Genomic DNA, 16,239 nt, shown 5'->3' on the forward strand with positions numbered 1-16,239 from the left:
GCTGTTCCCCCGGGAACACGGCCCCCGCCCCATCCCCCGCCATTCTCCCCCCACGCCGCGGATGGTCGTGGCAGCGGATGATGGAGACGACGATGGGCCTGTTCGATCCCAAGGGTGGCGCCGGCGATGACCGCTTCACCACCTGGCGCGCCACCGGCATGTTCGGCGAGTTCATCGACCTCGGCGAGGGCAACAACGTCGTCCGCGGTTTCGGCGGCGACGACATGATCCTGGGCGGCGATGGCCGGGATTCGATGTATGGCGATGACGGGGACGACTACCTCCATGGCGGCGGCGGCGCCGACAAGCTCTACGGCGATGCGGGCGACGACGTCCTGTTCGGCCATACCGGCAACGACACCCTCGATGGCGGCGACGGCGACGATGAGCTGAAGGGCTTCGAGGATGATGACAGCCTCTCCGGCGGCAACGGCAATGACGACCTCGATGGCGGCATCGGGAACGACACGCTCTCGGGCGGCGCCGGCGCGGATACGCTGAAGGGCGATACGGGCGAGGACAGCCTGGATGGCGGCGCCGGCAACGATGTCCTGACCGGCGGCCTCGGCGCCGATACGCTGAAGGGCGGCGCCGGCAACGACCAGATGGATGGCGGCGAGCATGCCGACTGGATGGATGGCGGCACGGGCGACGACTGGATGCAGGGCGGCGACGGCGCCGATACGATGTTCGGCGCCGCGGGCAACGACAACCTCTCCGGCGGCACGGCGAATGACAGCCTGGCGGGGGAACAGGGCGACGACGTGCTGGATGGCGGGCAGGGCTTCGACACCCTCCAGGGCGGCATGGGCGCGGACCTGCTGCGCGGCGGCGATGACGACGACCTGCTGGTGGGCGACGTCGTCGGGGAAGCGGGCTTCGGCGCCGACACCCTGCAGGGCGGCAATGGCAGGGACACGCTGCAGGGCGCGGGCGGCCATGACCGGCTGGATGGCGATGCGGGGGATGACCTGCTGGAAGGCGGCGCGGGCAACGACGTGCTGAATGGCGGCGCCGACAATGACCGGCTGCTCGGCGGCGCGGATGACGACACGCTGCGCGGCGATGCGGGGCTGGACACGCTGGAAGGCGGCAATGGCCGGGACGTGCTGGAAGGCGGCGCGGGCAATGACAGCCTGCTGGGCGGCGCCGATGCGGATGACCTCCGCGGCGGCTCCGGCGCCGATATCCTGATGGGCGGCACGGGGGCGGACCGGCTGGCGGGCGGCGCCGGGGTCGATCACCTCTTCGGCGGCGCGGAGGCCGACCTCTTCATCTGGACGCAGGCGGATATCGGCAGGCCGAGCAGCGCGGGCCAGGTGAAATATGCCGGGGAGCGCGACGTGGTGGAGGATTTCCAGGCCGGGGACCGGCTGGACCTCTCCGCCATCGATGCCCATCCCGGCGGCGCGGACGATGCCTTCCTCTTCATCGGCACCGACCGCTTCCTGACCGGCGGCAACCAGGGCCAGGTCCGCTACCAGGCGCAGGGCGCCGATACGCTGGTGCAGGTGGAGATCAACGGGGACGGCATCGCGGATCTGGAGATCGTGCTGACCGGCACCCACGCGCTGCGCTTCGACGCGCAGGTGCAGGACTTCATCCTCTGACCCCCGGGTGGGGGCGCCGGGGGGGCGGCCCCGCCCCCTGGCGCCCCCGCGGCGTTAGAGGCCCGTTCAGCCTTCGCCGCTACTGCTCCGCCGCTGGATAGGCCGGGCCCGCCAGGGCCCGGAGGAGTGACCATGACCCTTCTTCGCAAGCTGGCGCCGATGGCGCTGTCGATCCGCGGCGCGCTGCTGGGGGTGGTGGCCGTGCTGTCGCTGCTGGCCGCCGCCATGGCCGGGCTGCATGCCCTGAACGCCTGGTCCGTGCTGCGGCAGGCGGAGGAGGCGCAGGCCGAGGACCGCGCCGCCAACCGCTTCGCCGCCGGGCTGCACGACCTGCTGCTGGAAAGGCTGTTCACCGGCACCGCCCTGCAGGCGCCCGGCCCCATGCCGGCCGAGGCGCGCCAGCGCATGGAACAGCACCGGGCCGGCAACCGCGCGGCGCTGCGGGCGGAAGGCCTGCCCGCCGCGGCGTCCCTGCCGGGCGGCGCGGCGCTGCTGGAGAATTTCCGCACGGCGCTGCGGGATGCGGATGCGGTCCGCCAGCAGGCGGATCTGGCGCTCGGCCTGCCGCGGGACCAGCGCCAGGCGGCCGCGATCCAGCCCTTCGTGCCCACCATGTCCCGCCTGCTGGAAGCCTCCACCCGGCTCTGGGCGGCCTATGCGCATGACGCGGCCGGGGAGGATGCGGTGCTGACGCGCCTCGCCACGCTGAAGGAGATCGGCTGGCGGATGCGCGAAGCCGCGGGCTTCGAACTCGGCCTGGTCGGCGTCTCCATCAGCGGGGAACGGCCGCTGGAGCAGGGGCAGCTGACGCAGATCGCCGCCATGCGGTCGCGCATCGATGCGCTGTGGTCGCAGGTGGAGAACCTGGCCCCGGCCTCCGACCCCGCCACCCATCCCGCCCTGCGCGCCGCCTTCGAGACCATCCGCCAGCAGTATTTCGAGGGCTTCCGCCGCCGGGTGGATGAGGCGGTGCGGCGCGGCGCGGAAGCGCCCGGCGGCCGCTACGGCATGACCGGCCGCGAATGGATCGAGGGGGCCAACCCCATGGTCGGCACCCTGCTGCTGGTGCGCGACGCCGCCGGCACGGCCAGCGAGGCGCATATGGAGGCGCTGGTCGATGCCAAGCGCGCCGCGCTCGCCTTCTCCGCCGGGGCCGCGCTGCTGGTGCTGCTGGTCGCGGTGGGCGCCGTCTGGATCGTGCTGCGGCGCGTGACGGCGCCGCTGGCGGGGCTTGCCGCCGCCACCGAACGGCTCGGCGCCGGGGAGCTGGAGACGCCGATCCCCGGCATGGACCGGGGCGATGAGGTCGGCGCCGTGGCCCGCGCGCTCGGCAGCCTGCGGGACGGGTCCCGCCGGGCGCGGGAGCTGGAGGCCGCCGCCGCCGCCGACCGCGCGGCGCGGGAGGCCCGCCACCAGGCGATCGAGCGCGAGACGGGCGGCTTCGGCGATGCCGCCGCCGGCATCATGGCGCGGCTCGGCGATTCCGCCACCGCGCTGCGCCAGGCCGCGGATGCCATGGCGAGCGGCGTGGCCAGCGCCGGCCAGGCCGCCGCCACCACGGCGGAGGGCGCGGAGCGCAACGCCGCCAACCTCGCCTCCGTCGCCGCGGCGACCGAGGAGCTGACCGCCAGCATCGGGGAGATCAGCCGCCAGGTCGCCTCCGCCGCCGGCATGGCGCGGGAGGCCGATGAGCGCGCCCGCAGCACCAACGCCACGGTGCTGAGCCTGGCGGAGGCGGCGGCGCAGATCGGCGACGTGGTGCGCCTGATCGGGGAGATCGCGGGCCAGACCAACCTCCTCGCCCTCAACGCCACCATCGAGGCCGCGCGGGCCGGCGATGCGGGCAAGGGCTTCGCGGTGGTGGCGAGCGAGGTGAAGACGCTGGCCGGCCAGACCGCCAAGGCGACGGAACAGATCAGCGCCCAGATCGGCGCCATCCAGTCGGCCACCGACCTCGCCGTCTCCGCCATCAAGGAGGTCGGCGGCAGCATCGCGCGGGTCAGCGAGGTGGCCACGGCCATCGCCGCCGCGGTGGAGGAACAGGGCAGCGCGACGCGGGAGATCGCGGGCAGCGTCCAGGTGGTGGCGCAGCAGAACGAGGAGGCGACCCGCATGATGCAGCAGGTCCAGGCCGCCGTCCGCAGCTCCGAGGCCCAGGCCCAGGCCGTGCAGGCCACCGGGGATGGCGTCTCCGCCGCCTCCGACGAGCTGCGCGGGCGGGTGGACCGGTTCCTGGCGGCCGTCCGGGCCGCCTGAGCCCCGTTCCAGGCTTCGACATCGCGCGCGTGATGGGCTAGACCCCGGGGGACAGGAACGAAGCACGAATCTGACCCATGCCGGATGACATCAAGGCGGTCCCCCCGGGGGGCAATGAGCGAGAGACGCGCCTGGCCGATGCGCTGTCGGAGCGCTACCTGGCCTATGCGCTGTCCACCATCGTCAGCCGGTCGCTGCCGGATGTGCGGGATGGGCTGAAGCCGGTGCATCGCCGGCTGCTCTACGCCATGCACCAGCTGAAGCTGGACCCGGCCGCCGGCTTCAAGAAATGCGCCCGCATCGTCGGCGACGTGATGGGCAAGTACCATCCGCATGGCGACAGCAGCATCTACGAAGCGCTGGTCCGCCAGGCGCAGGAATTCGCCGCGCGCTATCCCCTCGTCGAAGGCCAGGGCAATTTCGGCAATATCGACGGCGATAACGCCGCGGCCATGCGCTACACGGAAGCGCGGCTGACGGAGGTGGCGCAGGCCCTCCTCGACGGGATCGAGGAGAATGCCGTCGATTTCCGCGCCACCTATGACGGGGAGGAGAAGGAGCCGCTGGTGCTCCCGGCGGCCTTCCCGAACCTGCTGGCCAATGGCGCGGCCGGCATCGCGGTGGGCATGGCGACCTCCATCCCGCCGCACAATGCGGGCGAACTCTGCGGCGCCGCCATCGCGCTGATCGAGAAGCCGGACGCCACGGTCGATGACCTGCTGGCCCATGTGAAGGGCCCGGATTTCCCGACCGGCGGCCTGCTGGTGGAAGGCGCGGAGAGCATCCGCGAGGCCTATGCGACGGGCCGCGGCGGCTTCCGGCTGCGCGCGCAGTGGAAGACGGAGCCGCTGAAGAACGGCACCTGGCAGATCGTGGTGACGGAGATTCCCTACCAGGTCCAGAAGTCGCGCCTGATCGAGCAGATCGCGCAACTGATGGAGGAGAAGAAGCTGCCGCTGCTGGGCGATGTGCGTGACGAGAGCACCGATGTCGTCCGCCTGGTGCTGGAGCCGAAGAGCCGCGCCGTCGATCCGAAGATGCTGATGGAGACGCTGTTCCGCAATTCCGCACTGGAGACGCGCTTCCCGCTCAACATGAACGTGCTGGATGCCGACCGCACCCCGCGCGTGATGGGGCTGAAGGAGGTGCTGCGCTGCTGGCTGGACCACCGGCATGTGGTGCTGGTGCGGCGGTCGGAGCATCGCCTGGCGGCCATCGCGCGGCGGCTGGAGATCCTGGACGGCTACCTCATCGTCTATCTCAACCTCGATGAGGTGATCCGCATCGTCCGCTACGAGGACAAGCCGAAGGAGGTGCTGATGAGCACCTTCTCGCTGACCGATGTGCAGGCGACCTCCATCCTCGACATGCGGCTGCGCGCGCTGCGCAAGCTGGAGGAGATGGAGATCCGGAAGGAGCACAAGAAGCTCAGCACGGAACAGAAGCGCCTGCAGGGCCTGCTCTCCAGCGAGGCGAAGCGCTGGGCCGCGATCGCGGAGGAGATCGCGGAGACGCGGCGCAGATTCGGCGAGGAGACGGCGCTCGGCAAGCGGCGCACCGAGGTCGGCGGCGCGGCTTCCGAGATCGTGGTGGATGAGAACGCCTTCGTGGAGCGCGAGCCCATCACCGTGATCCTGTCGGAGAAGGGCTGGATCCGCGCGCAGAAGGGCCACCTGCCCGCCGATGCGGAACTGCGCTTCAAGGAAGGCGATGCGCTGAAATACGCCCTGCATGCGGAGACGACGGACCGCATCGTCGTCTTCGCTACCAATGGCCGCGCCTTCACCCTGAAGGCCGATGCCATCCCGCGCGGCCGCGGCGATGGCCAGCCCGTGCGCCTCATGCTCGACCTGACGAATGAGGACGACGTGGTGACCATGTTCGTCCACAAGGACGGCATCCGCTACCTGGTCGCGGGGCAGGACGGGAAGGGCTTCCTGGTGAAGGCGGAGGACCTGCTGGCGGAGAAGCGCACCGGCAAGCAGGTGCTGGTGCTCGACCCGGGCAAGGAAGCCGCCTGCTGCAAGGTGGCGGAGGGCGACATGGTCGCGGTGATCGGGGACAACCGGAAGCTGCTGGTCTTCCCGCTGGAACAGGTGCCGGAGATGACGCGCGGCCGCGGCGTGCAGCTGCAGGGCTACAAGGATGGCGGCCTGGCGGATGTGCAGGTCTTCGCCGCCAAGGCCGGGCTGCGGTGGAAATACGGGTCGGGCGTGCGGACGGAAACCGACCTGCGCGAATGGCGCGGCAACCGCGCCGGCGCCGGCAAGCAGCCGCCCAACGGCTTCCCGCGCAGCAACCGCTTCGACTGAAGTTCGATCAGGTCGTGCCGGTGCCGATGATGTCGCCGCTGGCCCCGTAGGTGATGGTGTAGGTGGTCCAGGCGAAGTCGTCGTTGAGGTCGTAGTCGGTGGCGGTCCGGCCGCCATCCGCGCGGTATTCGATGACGTAGTCCAGCCGCCCGGCGCTGTCGTAATCCTCCGCCAGGATCGACCCGTCGGTCCTGGTCGTGACGGCATAGTCGCGGTTGCCGGTCCGCGGATCATGGTCGATCGCCTCGACCCGCCCGTCGCGGTAGCGGGTGATGACGTAGTCGAGCAGCCCGGTGGCGGGATCGTAGTCCGAGGCCTTCGAGGTGTAGTCGCGCACCGGCTGCGCGCGGAAGTCGAAGCTCAGGACGGCCTCGTACACATAGTCCACCGCGCCATTCGCCGCGGTCAGCGTGACGGTGTCGCGATGCTGGATCGGCGTGCCGTCGAGCAGGCCGTAATAGGACAGGTCCCGCCGATACCGGCTGCCATCGTCCATCAGCGCCTCGACCCGCTCCAGCACCGGTGTCTGGTTGCGGATGCTCCGGGTCTCCGAATAGCTGGTCCAGGCCTCGCGGTTCGTGAGGTCGTAGTCGGTCAGCGCCAGGACCACCCGCAGCGACAGCACCGGGTCGTCGTAGAGGGTGACGACGATATCGACCCTGCCGGTCGCGTCATCGGTGACCGTGGTCGTGGTGGTGTAGGCGTTGACCGTTGTGACGACGACGCCCAAGGGAGTTCTCCAACCGCGCAGCGCACCGCAGGTGGAACGATCGTCCCGCCGCCGCCGCTGCCCTGTCAAGCGAACGCGGCGCCCGGCTCGCCCGAACGTTACCGCGCCAGCACGTCCATGGTTCGGGACAGGAAGTCGAGGAAGGCGCGCAGCTTGGGGCTGGTCGCGCCTTCCGCGCTGAACAGCGCATGCAGCGCGGCGCCTCACTAGGCGTAAGGTCCAGCAGCTCGCCCCGCGCCTGAAGCGCGGAGGCGGCGCGGTCAGCCGGTGACGCTGACCTTCTCCACGCCCTCGGGCGGCGCGGCTTCCGCGCCATCCTCCGGCAGCACGCGCCAGACGCCGCCGGACAGCGTCTCGCTCGGCCGGAAGCGGGCCTTGTAGGCCATCTTCGGGCTCTGGGGCACCCAGTAGCCGAGATAGACGTAAGGAAGGCCGAGGCTGCGGGCCCGCGACACCAGCCAGAGGATGGCATAGGTGCCGAGGCTGCGGCGCGTCTCCTCCGGCGCATAGAAGGAATAGACGGCCGAGAGCCCGTCGCTCAGCCAATCCGTCAGGCAGGCGCCGAGCAGCCGCCCGCCGCCATCCCGGAACTCGACCACGCCCGTGGTGATGGGCGTGTCCTCCACCATGGCGCGGTAGTCGTAGAAGCCCATCGCCGCCATGTCGCCATCGCCATGCCGGGCGCCCTGGTAGCGCTGGAACAGCGCGAACTGCTCGGCGCTCGCCCGCGCCGGCATCTCCGCCGTCACCAGGTCGGCGTTGAAGCGCATCACCTTCCGCTGGGTGCGGTCGGGGGTGAAGGCGTTGGCGACGATGCGGATCGGGATGCAGGCGCGGCAGCCCGGGCAGACCGGCGAATAGGCGATGTTGTGGCTGCGCCGGAACCCGGCGCGGGAGAGGCGGTCATGCAGCGCCTCCGCATCCCCGCCCGCCAGCTCGGTCACGATCTTCCGTTCCGTCCGGCCTGCCAGGTAGGGGCAGGGCAGCGGCGCGGTGGTGTAGAAGAACTGCGGACGGCGGGTGGCGCGTTGGAGCATGTTTCTCAGGCTCTACTGTCCGCGTTGGCCGCTGGCAAATCAACCATCCTCGGCAATGAATCGGCCCGGGCGGCGTTCGGCCTGCAGCGCCGCGGCCCGCACCACGATGGTGTCGGAAAACAGGTCGTGCAGGGTGCGGGAGCGGGAGGAGAAGAAGGCCGCCAGCAGCGGCACGCCCCCCGCCGCCCAGGACAGGGCGAGCAGGGTGGTGCTGGTGAAGGCCTGGCCGAAGCTCGGATGGCCGGTATCCGACTCCGACCGCACGACCAGCCCCATCAGCGCCTGGCCCGGCGTGGCGGAAAGGGGCGACCCGATCGACAGCGTGCCGTAGAGGATCGGCAGCACCAGCCCCCAGGGCAGCACGAACAGCCCGCCGGCCAGGCCCAGCGTCAGCAGCGCCAGCAGCCCGGTGCCGCCCCAGACCAGCCAGGACAGGATGAACAGGATCGCGCCATCGATCAGCCAGGCGGCGACGCGGCGGCCGATCACGCCCTCATAGGGGCGTGGCCGGTCATCGGCGGCGCTGGCGCGGTTCTGGTTCACTGGGCACTCCCGGTGCTTCGGGCTTGAGGCGGATCGTGCCGGTCACCATGGCCGGCACCCGCCCGAGGCGCACAACGTCCCCATCCCGCCAGCGTTGCAGCAGGTCATCCCAATGCGGTGAAAAAGGATGGCCGGACTGGCCGGTGGCGATGATGGCGACCGCGCCGTCGGGATCGCCGAGGTCGAAGGCCGCGCGCAGCCCCGCGCCATGCAGATGGGTATAGGGCTGGTCGCCGCCGCCCCGCATGCCGCCGCGCGACAGCGTCTCCCCATCCCCCGGGCTCGGCACCTCCAGCCGCGTCATCGGGCCGAGCACGGGGATGAAGCGCAGGATGGGGTGTTCGAAGGTGGCGACATGGGCGCGGCCCCAGAGCCATTTCGCGGGGTCGCCGCCCTGGGCGGCCTCGATCTCCGCCGTCGCCTCGGCCAGGGCGCGGGCCAGCAGGGGGCCGCAGCCCGGCGCCCCGCACCAGGCGGCGGCGCGGGCCGGGTCGGTCAGCAGCAGGCGGGTGAATTCGGGGCCGGCGGCGGTGCCCTCCGGCGCGCCGCCCTGGGCGAGCGCCAGGCGCCGGAAGGCGCGGAGCCAGGCGTGATAGACCAAAGGCTGCGGCGCCTCCGCCCGCATGGCCCCGTCCCAGTCCCGCAGCAGCGCCTGGGCGCGGCCCGGCAGGCCGGGGGGCGCGGGCACCGCCAGCAGGGCGGGCAGCACCTCCCGCGCCAGCAGGGAGACGATGTCGTTCTGCATGGCGGCGAAATGCGCCAGGTCGTGCTTCGGGCGTTCGGCCAGCAATTCCCGGATGCGCCGCAGGCGCCAGTCGCCATACCAGTCCACGCCCAGGAACACCGGGTGGTCCGCCGGCGCCGGCCGCGAATTGGCGTTGGCGATCTGCCCGCTGGCCGGGTTCTCGATGTGCGGCATGGCGTCGAAGGGCACGAAGCCGGTCCAGTCCATGCTGCCATCCCAGCCGCGGGCGGGCAGGCGTCCATCGCCGGCGCGGCGGATCGGCGTGCGGCCCACCAGGTATTGCGCGATCGCGCCCTCGGCCGAGGCCACCATCAGGTTCTGCGGCGGGCTGGTGAACAGGCTCGCGGCGGCGCGCGCCTCCGCGAGGGTTGTCGCGCGGTTCAGCGCCAGCAGCGCCGCCGCCGCCGTGTCCCGCGGCGCCAGGTTGGCCATGGAGACGGCGAGGACATGGCCCTGGTCGGCCGCCAGCCCGTCGAGGCCGGAGATGACCGGGCCGTGCCGCGTCTCCCTGACGCGCAGCACCTCCGGCTCCGCCCGGCCGCGCACGGCGATGCGTTCCTCCCGCACCGTGAAGGGGCGGGGGCCGTCCGGGGTTTCGTAGGCATCGGGCCCGGCCAGGCGTTCGACGAAGACGTCCTGCGTGTCCGAATGGGTGGTGGTGAAGCCCCAGGCCAGGCGCTGGTTGCGCCCGATGACGATGGCCGGCACGCCCGGCGCCGTGGCGCCCGCGCGGAAGCGTCCATCCGGGAAGTCGATGCGCGCGAGGTACCAGAGGATGGGCGCCTGGAAGCCCAGATGCGGGTCGTTCGCCAGCATCGGCGCCCCCGACACGCTCCGCGCCCCCGTCACGGTCCAGGCGTTGGAGGCGCTGTCCGGCAGCGGCGCATCCACGCCGAAGACCGGCACGGCCGCCAGGATGCGGGCCAGCGGCACGGCGCCGGGCAGGGCGGCAAGGTCCGGCCGCCCGGCGCTGGCATCGCGGGGCCAGAGGTCATCCAGCCGGTCCGGCGGCAGCGCCCCGGCCTGGCGGGCATATTCCAGCTCCCGCCGCCAATTGCCGGACAGCCACAGGCCCATGACCTTGCCCCAGAGCAGGCTGTCCACCGGGCGCCAGGGCTCGGGCTCCCCGATCGCGAGGAATTCCGGCGCCGCCAGGCGCCCGCGCGCGGCGATCAGGGCATTCACCCCTTCCGCATAGGCCTCCAGCAGGTCCCGCGCCTCGGCCGGCAGGGCGGCGAGGTCGGCTTCCGCCGACTGCACGAGGCCGAGGGTGCGGGAGAAGCGGTCGAGCCGGAGCGCGGAGGCGCCGGCGATCTCCGCCAGGCGCCCGGCGGCGCCGCGGCGCATCGCCTCCATCTGGAACATGCGGTCGCGCGCATGCAGCCAGCCCAGCGCGACCGCGGCATCGCGTTCGGTCGCGGCCTCGATGCGGGGGATGCCGTGCTCGTCCAGGCTGATGGCGACGGGGGCGGAGAGGGTGGGTATCCCCGGCTCCTCCCGCGCATCGGGCAGGCTGGAGGAGACGAGGCCGAAGCCGAAGGCGACCGCGATGCCGGCGAGGATGAGCAGCAGGACGAGGAGGCGGCCGGCGAAGCCGAGGAGGATGCGCATGGGGCGGGAGATGGACCGCCCGGGCCGGAAAGGGAAGCGGCCGGGCCCGCCGGCCGCCCCCCGCGCGGCCCGGCCGCGCTATTTCTCCAGGTCCAGGACGAAGCAGTAGTCGCCGAGGCTGAGGGACCCGTAGCCCGCGGGCAGCGTGACGCCGAGCTGGTTGCAGGTGTTGGTCTTGACCTTCCGGTAGCCCAGCAGCACGGCGAGCACGACGGCGACGGCAAGGATCCCGACCACGGCAACGACGGCGGTGGCCACGACCGTCATGCAGATGATCGCGCAGCAGGCGACGATCACCCAATCCGCCGGATTCGGGCGGAGCACCAGCGAATCCGCCGGCAGGCCAAGCCGGCTGAGCACCAGCGCGCGCGCCGCGGGCGCCGTGTTGGCGGAGAGCAGCGGCTCCAGCGGCCGTGCCCAATCGCCGTAGCAGACGATGCGGATGCGCGGCGCGCCGCTTTCCGCCAGGTCCTTCACGTGTTCGTACAGCATGTCGGGCTTGGCGCCGGTGACGACCTTGTCGTTCACGACGGCGACCAGGACGCTGTCGGCCGGCTGCTGCCAGGGCACCACGACGGGCACCGGCGCATTGGCGATGAAGGGGGAAATGGTGACGGCCTGCGCGCCCTGGCGCACCTCCATCTTCAGCAGCAACACGTCGGAGGCATCGGCCAGCGTCCTCGGGCCGAGCGGCGTCATGACCTTGATGCTGTCCTGCCAGTCGGCGGAGGTGCCGCTGAACCGGCCCTGCGCATCGGTCCGGCCTTCCCAGATCAGGTCATCGCCGCGACCTGGCGCGTCGATGTCGTAGATCCGGATGGCGGCGCCGCTGACCGGCACCTGGGTACCACCGGGTCCGGGCGCGTGGATGAGGCGCCCGGCAATGGAAATGCTCGGCATGGCTTCGTCCCCCGTTGTGGGGCGGCCGGTCATTGGCCGCCGGGAACGATCCTAGTCCGCCTACAGCCCTGGCGTGTGTCGCGGTGTTTCGCTGCAACCGCCCCGGCCGGCATGGCGGCCGGGGCGGCATCGGTCAGCCCTTGCGGGGCGTCCCGATGGCTTCCAGCCGCTTCACGAAGGCCGCCTTCGCGGCCTCGAAGCTCTCCTCCAGCTTCGCCGGCAGCGCGTCGGCGTTCTGCTGGTCCACATACCAGGCACCACCCGTCTCGGCGTCATCCTCCAGCGTGCGGAGCCAGCCGATGGCCGCGATGGCGTCGCCGCGGCGGTGGGACAGGTAGCGATCCGCCGCCACCGCCTTGCTGCGCTGCCGCCCGCCGACCTTGGGCTTGCCATCCGCGCCGGTGAATTTGTGCGGCTGGCTGGTGCCCTCGGGGGGCGAGAGGTCGAACACCGCGGACAGCTCCACGGCCAGCGCCGCCAGCTGCTCCACCGCCGCGGTGGTCGCTGTGGCGGCCGCCGTGCTGCCGCCGCGCGTGGGCGCGGGCGGGGGCGGCAGGGCTTCCAGCATGGCGCGCGCCTGGGCGTGCAGCTTGGACCGCTTCGGGTCCGCCAGGATGCGCTCGGCATTGGCGCGGAGGTTGGCGAGCTCCGCCTTGTCCTTGCCGCTGTAGTCCACGGGGTTCGTGCTCACGCCATGTTCACCATGATGGTCTTCTTGTGGGTGAAGTGTTCCAGCATCGCTTCCAGCGAGGCCTCCTTGCCGAGGCCGGAGGACTTCACGCCGCCATAGCTGAGGTTGGCCTGCACCACGAGGTTCTGGTTGATCTGCACCAGCCCCGCCTCCAGCCGGTGCGCCAGGTCGAGCCCGACCTTCAGGTTGTTGGTCCAGAGCGAAGCCGCGAGCCCGTATTCGCTGTCATTCGCCTGCGCCAGCACGGCTTCCGGATCGTCGAAGGCCTGGATCACGGTGACCGGTCCGAAGATCTCCTCCCGCACCAGGCGCGACGAATTGTCGAGGCCGGTGAAGATCACGGGCTGGATGAAGAGGCCCTTCTTCAGCGCCGGGTCGGTCGGCATGGCGGAGCAGACATGCGCGGTGGCGCCCGGCGTCGCGGTGCCCTCCGCGATGTAGGCGCGCACCTTCTCCAGCTGCCCCTCGCTGACGATGGTGCCGATGTCGGTCTTCTCGTCCAGCGGATCGCCCATGACCATGGCGTCCACCGCCTTCTTCATCTCGGCCACGAAGCGGTCGAAGATCGGGCGCTCCACATAGATGCGCGACGCCGCGGTGCAGGACTGGCCCTGGCGGGTGAAGCGCATGGAGGTCAGCGCGCCGGACACCGTCTTCTCGAAATCGCAATCCGCGAAGACGATCATCGGCGACTTGCCGCCGAGTTCCAGCGTGACCGGCACCAGCTTCTCGGCCGCGGCCTTGGCGACGATCTTCCCGGTCTCCACGCTGCCGGTGAAGGTCACCTTGCGGACCTTGGGGTGGGCGACGAGCGGCGCGCCGCATTCCGGGCCGAAGCCCGAGACCATGTTGAAGACGCCGGGCGGCAGAATGCGGTTCATGATCTCGCAGATCCGCAGCACCGCGAGCGGCGCTTCCTCCGCGCTCTTCACCACCACCGAATTGCCCGCCACCAGCGCCGGCGCGACCTTCAGCGCCATCAGCAGCATGGGCACGTTCCAGGGGATGATGGCGCCGACGACGCCAAGCGGCTCCCGCACCGTCACGCTCAGCACATTGGGGGCGAAGGGCACGCTCTCCCCCTTCAGCTCCGACCCCAGCCCGCCGAAGAACTCGAAGACATCGGCGACGACATTGGCCTCCACCCGGGATTCGGTGCGGAGCGCCTTGCCCGTCTCCAGCGCGATCAGGCGGCCGAGTTCATCGACATGGGTGCGGATGGCGGCGGCGCAGGCATGCACCAGGGCGCCGCGCTTGCGGGCCGGGACCTTGGCCCAGGCCTTCTGGGCCTCGGCGGCGTTCTGGACGGCGGCATCGACATCGGCGGCATCGCCTTCCGCGGCGCGGGCAACCTCCGCCCCTGTCGCGGGGTTGACCACGGCGAAGGTCTTGCCGGACCGGGCGGGCACATAACGTCCGCCGATGAAATGCACGCCGGACAAGGCCTTCGCGAGGGCGAAGCAGTCCGCCGTCGGGGCATCGGGGGTGGGGTGGGGCAGGTCGAGCATGGGTTTCCTCCGCCGCGGACACGGCACTATAAGCGCGGGCCGCACCATGCGTCGCCCGCCGGCCGGCGGCAATGCTGCGGTGACCGGGACGCCCAGCGGGGGCGCCGGCGAGAGATGGATCGAAGGGGCAGTTGACTGATGGAGAAGGCACCGAGCGGGCCGCTGCGCGGCCTCAGGGTCCTTGACCTGACCCGGGTGCTGGCCGGGCCGACCTGCACGCAGATGCTGGGCGACATGGGCGCCGAGGTCATCAAGATCGAGCGCCCGGAATCGGGCGACGACACGCGCGGCTTCGCGCCCCCCGTCTGGCCGGGCACGGAGGAAAGCGCCTATTTCCTCGGCGTCAACCGCAACAAGAAGTCGCTGACCCTCGACATCGCGAAGGAGGAGGGGCAGGCGATCATCCACCAGCTGCTCGAGACCTGCGACATCCTGGTGGAGAACTTCAAGGTCGGCGCGCTGGCCAAGTACGGCCTGGGCTATGACCAGCTGAAGCTGAAATATCCGGGGCTGATCTACTGCTCCATCACCGGCTTCGGCCAGACCGGCCCCTATGCGCCGCGCCCGGGCTACGATGCGCTGATCCAGGGCATGGGCGGCGTCATGTCCCTGACCGGGGAGCCCGAGGGCCTGCCCCAGAAGGTGGGCGTGCCGGTGGCGGACCTCTTCGCCGGCCTCTATGGCTGCATCGGCATCCTGGCCGCGCTGCGCCACCGCGAACGCACGGGGCAGGGGCAGCAGATCGATATCGGCATGCTCGATACCTCCGTCGCCTGGCTGGCCAACCAGGGCATGAACTACCTGGCGACCGGGGAGAACCCGCCCCGGCTCGGCAACCAGCACCCCAACATCGCGCCCTACCAGGTGTTCCCGACCAAGGACGGGCACATCGTGCTCTCCGTCGGCAACGACCCGACCTTCGAGCGCTTCTGCAAATCCTTCGGCTGCGAGGCGATGCTGGCCGATCCGCGCTTCGCCACCAATGCGGAGCGCGTGGCGAACCGGGATGCGGTGACGGCGGCGCTGACCCCCGTGATGCAGTCGAAGACGACGGCCGAATGGGTGGCGGCGCTGGAGGAGCGGAAGATCGGCTGCGGCCCGATCAACAAGCTCTCCGACGTCTTCGCCGACCCGCATGTGAAGGCGCGCGGCTGCACCGTGGACCTGACGCTGAGCAACGGTGCGAACGTCACCGTCATCGCCAATCCCGTGCGGCTGTCCGCCACGCCGGCCGATTACCGTATCGCGCCGCCGCTGCTCGGCGAACACAGCGAAGAAGTGCTGACGGGCCTGCTCGGCATGACGGAGGCCGAGGTGCAGGCGCTGAAGGACAAGGGCGTCGTCTGAGGCACGGGGTCGCCTCGCCCGCGAAGCCCTCTCCCCCCACGGGGGGAGAGGGTTGGGTGAGGGGGGCTTCCCTGGACACGACCCGCAACCGCCACCAGGACCCCACCCCATGCGCCAAGGCCATGTCAGCTACCTCCTGGCCGGCGCCTTCCATCGGATGGCCTTCGTGGAATGGGGGCCGGCCGATGGCGCGCCCGTCCTTTGCGTCCATGGCCTGACGCGCAGCGGGCGGGACTTCGACGTGCTGGCGCAGGCGCTGGCCGGGCAGGGGCGGCGGGTGATCTGCCCGGACCTGCCGGGGCGGGGCGCCTCCGACTGGCTGCCCGATCCGATGCTGTACCAGCCGCCTTCCTATGTGGTCGCGCTGTCGCATTTGCTGGCGCGGCTCGATGGGCCGGTGGACTGGGTCGGCACCTCGCTCGGCGCCATCTGCGGCATGAGGATCGCGGCGGCGAAGGGCCATCCGATCCGCCGCATGGTGATGAATGACCTCGGCCCCTTCGTGCCGCAGGCCGCCATGGCGCGCATCCGCGACTACATGGCGACGACGCCGCGTTTTCCCGACCTGGCGGCGCTGGAGGCGCATCTGCGCCGCGTCCATGCCCCCTTCGGCGCGCTGACGGATGCGCAGTGGCGGCACTTGGCGGAGACCTCCGCCCGCCCGGCCGAGGATGGCGGCGTGCTGCTGCACTACGACCCCGCCATCGCGACGCCGATCCTGGCGCAGGAAGCGCAGGCGCTGGACATGCACTTCCTCTGGAACGCCCTCGACCTGCCCATCCTGGCCATCCGCGGCGCGGAAAGCGACCTGCTGCTGGCGGAGACGGCGGAGGCGATGGCGGCGAAGCACGGCGTGCGGTTGGCAGTGATCCCGGGCGCGGGCCACGCCCCCGCGCTGATGGATGCCGCGCAGGTGGCGCTGGTGGCGGGTTTCCTGGCGGAGGGCTGA

The 16,239-nt window shown here is 71.4% G+C and carries 12 protein-coding genes; 5 read left to right on the forward strand and 7 right to left on the reverse strand.

The genetic code is table 11. From position 1 onward, the window contains the following. Window positions 1-77 precede the first annotated feature (77 nt). From JJI54_RS32770 to parC, 3 genes are all read left to right on the forward strand, one after another. Entirely contained in the window at window positions 78-1,610 is a 1,533-nt protein-coding gene (locus JJI54_RS32770; RefSeq protein ID WP_203074281.1) for a calcium-binding protein, read from the forward strand. A 132-nt stretch (window positions 1,611-1,742) separates the two neighbouring features. Continuing rightward, window positions 1,743-3,866, forward strand: a complete 2,124-nt coding sequence (locus tag JJI54_RS17425) for a methyl-accepting chemotaxis protein (protein WP_203074282.1) — start codon at window positions 1,743-1,745, stop codon at window positions 3,864-3,866. Window positions 3,867-3,943: 77 nt separating this feature from the next. Continuing rightward, window positions 3,944-6,178 (forward strand): DNA topoisomerase IV subunit A, encoded by a 2,235-nt coding sequence (gene parC / locus JJI54_RS17430; protein WP_203074283.1) that lies wholly within the window; start codon window positions 3,944-3,946, stop codon window positions 6,176-6,178. Between the two features lie 7 nt (window positions 6,179-6,185). Here parC and JJI54_RS17435 read toward each other — a convergent pair whose 3' ends face one another. The 7 genes from JJI54_RS17435 to JJI54_RS17465 all read right to left on the reverse strand — a co-directional run bounded on the left by JJI54_RS17435 (window position 6,186) and on the right by JJI54_RS17465 (window position 13,943). Next, complete coding sequence (locus JJI54_RS17435) at window positions 6,186-6,908, reverse strand: hypothetical protein (protein ID WP_203074284.1); 723 nt, start codon at window positions 6,906-6,908, stop codon at window positions 6,186-6,188. Window positions 6,909-7,168: 260 nt separating this feature from the next. After that, entirely contained in the window at window positions 7,169-7,945 is a 777-nt protein-coding gene (locus tag JJI54_RS17440; RefSeq protein WP_203074285.1) for an arginyltransferase, read from the reverse strand. Between the two features lie 39 nt (window positions 7,946-7,984). Continuing rightward, window positions 7,985-8,488 carry an RDD family protein gene (locus JJI54_RS17445; RefSeq protein ID WP_203074286.1) on the reverse strand — a complete coding sequence of 168 codons (504 nt, stop codon included), beginning with the start codon at window positions 8,486-8,488 and terminating at the stop codon, window positions 7,985-7,987. Further along, window positions 8,457-10,844, reverse strand: coding sequence for a penicillin acylase family protein (locus JJI54_RS17450; protein ID WP_203074287.1), 2,388 nt, complete (start codon window positions 10,842-10,844; stop codon window positions 8,457-8,459). Before JJI54_RS17450 ends, JJI54_RS17445 begins: the two co-directional genes overlap by 32 nt. A 78-nt stretch (window positions 10,845-10,922) precedes the next feature. Further along, window positions 10,923-11,744 (reverse strand): transthyretin-like family protein, encoded by an 822-nt coding sequence (locus JJI54_RS17455; protein WP_203074288.1) that lies wholly within the window; start codon window positions 11,742-11,744, stop codon window positions 10,923-10,925. A gap of 133 nt (window positions 11,745-11,877) precedes the next feature. Then, a complete protein-coding gene (locus tag JJI54_RS17460; protein WP_203074289.1) occupies window positions 11,878-12,435 on the reverse strand; it encodes a hypothetical protein in 558 nt (185 codons plus the stop codon). Further along, entirely contained in the window at window positions 12,432-13,943 is a 1,512-nt protein-coding gene (locus JJI54_RS17465) for an aldehyde dehydrogenase family protein (RefSeq protein ID WP_203074290.1), read from the reverse strand. Before JJI54_RS17465 ends, JJI54_RS17460 begins: the two co-directional genes overlap by 4 nt. 138 nt (window positions 13,944-14,081) lie before the next feature. Here JJI54_RS17465 and JJI54_RS17470 point away from each other — a divergent pair, with 138 nt between their 5' ends. Both JJI54_RS17470 and JJI54_RS17475 read left to right on the forward strand, forming a co-directional pair. Continuing rightward, on the forward strand, window positions 14,082-15,290 hold the full coding sequence (locus tag JJI54_RS17470; RefSeq protein WP_203074291.1) for a CaiB/BaiF CoA transferase family protein: 1,209 nt from the start codon (window positions 14,082-14,084) through the stop codon (window positions 15,288-15,290). A 109-nt stretch (window positions 15,291-15,399) separates the two neighbouring features. Next, window positions 15,400-16,239: an alpha/beta fold hydrolase gene (locus JJI54_RS17475; RefSeq protein WP_203074292.1), complete on the forward strand. Its 840-nt coding sequence runs from the start codon at window positions 15,400-15,402 to the stop codon at window positions 16,237-16,239.

The sequence above is a fragment of the Falsiroseomonas ponticola genome, assembly GCF_016805305.1.
In the GTDB taxonomy this organism is placed as follows: Bacteria; Pseudomonadota; Alphaproteobacteria; order Acetobacterales; family Acetobacteraceae; genus Falsiroseomonas; species Falsiroseomonas ponticola.

What these genes read in the sequence shown, in the direction of transcription:
- JJI54_RS17440 (WP_203074285.1), bottom strand. Translation starts at nt 7,945, where the DNA reads ATGCTCCAACGCGCCACCCGCCGTCCGCAGTTCTTCTACACCACCGCG.
- JJI54_RS17465 (WP_203074290.1), bottom strand. Translation starts at nt 13,943, where the DNA reads ATGCTCGACCTGCCCCACCCCACCCCCGATGCCCCGACGGCGGACTGC.
- JJI54_RS17450 (WP_203074287.1), bottom strand. Translation starts at nt 10,844, where the DNA reads ATGCGCATCCTCCTCGGCTTCGCCGGCCGCCTCCTCGTCCTGCTGCTC.
- parC (WP_203074283.1), top strand. Translation starts at nt 3,944, where the DNA reads ATGCCGGATGACATCAAGGCGGTCCCCCCGGGGGGCAATGAGCGAGAG.
- JJI54_RS32770 (WP_203074281.1), top strand. Translation starts at nt 78, where the DNA reads ATGATGGAGACGACGATGGGCCTGTTCGATCCCAAGGGTGGCGCCGGC.
- JJI54_RS17455 (WP_203074288.1), bottom strand. Translation starts at nt 11,744, where the DNA reads ATGCCGAGCATTTCCATTGCCGGGCGCCTCATCCACGCGCCCGGACCC.
- JJI54_RS17475 (WP_203074292.1), top strand. Translation starts at nt 15,400, where the DNA reads ATGCGCCAAGGCCATGTCAGCTACCTCCTGGCCGGCGCCTTCCATCGG.
- JJI54_RS17470 (WP_203074291.1), top strand. Translation starts at nt 14,082, where the DNA reads ATGGAGAAGGCACCGAGCGGGCCGCTGCGCGGCCTCAGGGTCCTTGAC.
- JJI54_RS17425 (WP_203074282.1), top strand. Translation starts at nt 1,743, where the DNA reads ATGACCCTTCTTCGCAAGCTGGCGCCGATGGCGCTGTCGATCCGCGGC.